2 protein-coding genes are annotated in these 1,817 nt (G+C 68.2%); both read left to right on the forward strand.

Features of this window, described 5'->3' with window-relative positions; genetic code table 11:
• The coding region (locus P2Q66_RS21365) for a Poxvirus protein I5 (protein WP_275731368.1) at nt 1-449 on the forward strand (449 nt) is incomplete at its 5' end.
• A 42-nt stretch (nt 450-491) separates the two neighbouring features.
• Complete coding sequence (locus P2Q66_RS21370) at nt 492-1,757, forward strand: MFS transporter (protein ID WP_275731369.1); 1,266 nt, start codon at nt 492-494, stop codon at nt 1,755-1,757.
• The last annotated feature ends 60 nt before the right edge of the window (nt 1,758-1,817 follow it).

Genomic DNA, 1,817 nt, shown 5'->3' on the forward strand with positions numbered 1-1,817 from the left:
TTACTGGCCGCGACGATTCGGTCCGCGGCCTGTGGGGCACGTTCAAGGCTGCCCTGCCGGGCAGCTGGAAGCTGGGAATCACGACGGCGGCAGCCGCCGTCGTGATTGTCCTCAACCTTCTGCTCGCTTGGGTGGGGCAGCTTCCCGGCCGGGAAGTGGTGCTGCCGGCCACCCTGATCCTTGCCGCCGCAGGCGCCGTCCTGCTGCTGCGGACCACGGCTGCCTGGTCGGACTTCACCGGCCCCCACACTGACGGCCGCAGTGCCTGGCGCTCCGCGCTGGAAACCGGCCAAACCCTGTCCCTGAAGGACTGGACAGGGTCCCTCCTCCTCGCCGCGGCGCTCTTCGGCGCCGTCGTGTTCGTCTGGATGCTCGCGGCACTCTTCGTGGTGGTCCCAGGCACCCTGATCCTCGCCGCGGCAGCGGTCAAACTGCGCTCCACCCGCTAAAACTTCCTCCTGGTTTCCGCCCGCTATTGAGTTGAGTCCGACGTGTCTTCCGACCGCCAGCGTTCCGAACAGTCCCTCCGTTCTTCGAAGAGCCAGCACCCCTGGTACCAGCCGCTGAAGCAGCGCAACTACAGGCTCTTCCTTGCCCTCGTATTCACCGGCAGCGTGGGTGTGTGGATGCAGCGCCTGGCCCAGGACTGGCTGGTGCTGCAGCTGACCGGCAGCCCCGCCGCCGTGGGTGTAGCCGTCGCACTGCAGTTCCTGCCGATGCTGGTTGTGGGGCCCCTCAGCGGCCTGCTGGTGGACATGTTTCCGAAACGGCGCATCATGCTGGTCTGCCAGGCAGTGATTGCCTTCCTGGCCCTCGGCCTGGCGGTTTGGGCCGCGAGCGGGACCATCACGGTCTGGGCGGTTTATGCCAGCTGCGTGGCGCTCGGCGTCACCTCGGCCATTAACCAGCCCGCCAGCCAGGTGTTCGTCAACGAAGTGGTGGGCGACGCCGCCCTCCGGCCCGCCATCGGCATCAACAATGCCATCGGGCAGCTGGGCGCCATGGCGGGACCCGCGCTGGGCGGGGCAGTCATCGCCCAGGCCGGGTCAGCCGCAGCGTTCGCTGCCAACTCGCTGCTGTGCCTGCTCGTGCTTTGCCTGATCGCCGCCATCCGCCCGGCCGAGCTGCATCCGAGCATCGCTGCCGAACGCGGGCGGGGCCAGCTCCTTGCCGGGTTCCGCTACGTCCGTGAGCGCCCTTCGCTGCTGCTGATTATTGCCCTGGCCGGGCTCCTGGGGATGTTCGGCATGAACGGGCCGGTGGTCCTGGCGGCCTTTGCCGAACGGGTATGGCACAACGGTGTTGAAGGGTTCGGCCTGTTCAATACCGTCAGCGCCATCGGAGCCCTGGCCGGCGCGCTGCTGGCGGCCCGCCTCCGGAGCCTGGGCCGTAAGGGCATCGTGGCGGCGGCAGGCCTCTTCGGACTGTCCCAGCTGGTGGCCGCACTGATGCCCAACCTGGTCCTCTTCATTGTCATGCTGGTGGTGGTGGGCCTCATGACGCTCCTGTTCCTGACCAGTGCCGCCACTGCCGTCCAGCTCGAAGCCGGCCCTGCGATCCGCGGCCGCGTTATGGCGTTGTACCTGCCCCTGCTGCTGGGCGGACACGCCTTGGGCGGACTCCTGGCCGGGTGGCTGACGGAACAGTTCGGGGTGCGCACCGGCCTGGTGGTCACCGGCGGCCTGGGCATGCTCTCCGCAGTGGTGATCGGTTTGCTGCTGTGGCTGAATGGCAGGCGGTCCCGCCCCCTGCTCTGACTCGCGAGATGGCAGTTCGCAGCAGTGTCCGCCGGCAACACTGCCCCGAAGTGCCATCTC

The sequence above is a fragment of the Arthrobacter sp. Cr_A7 genome, from assembly GCF_029222765.1.
Classification (GTDB): domain Bacteria; phylum Actinomycetota; class Actinomycetes; order Actinomycetales; family Micrococcaceae; genus Arthrobacter.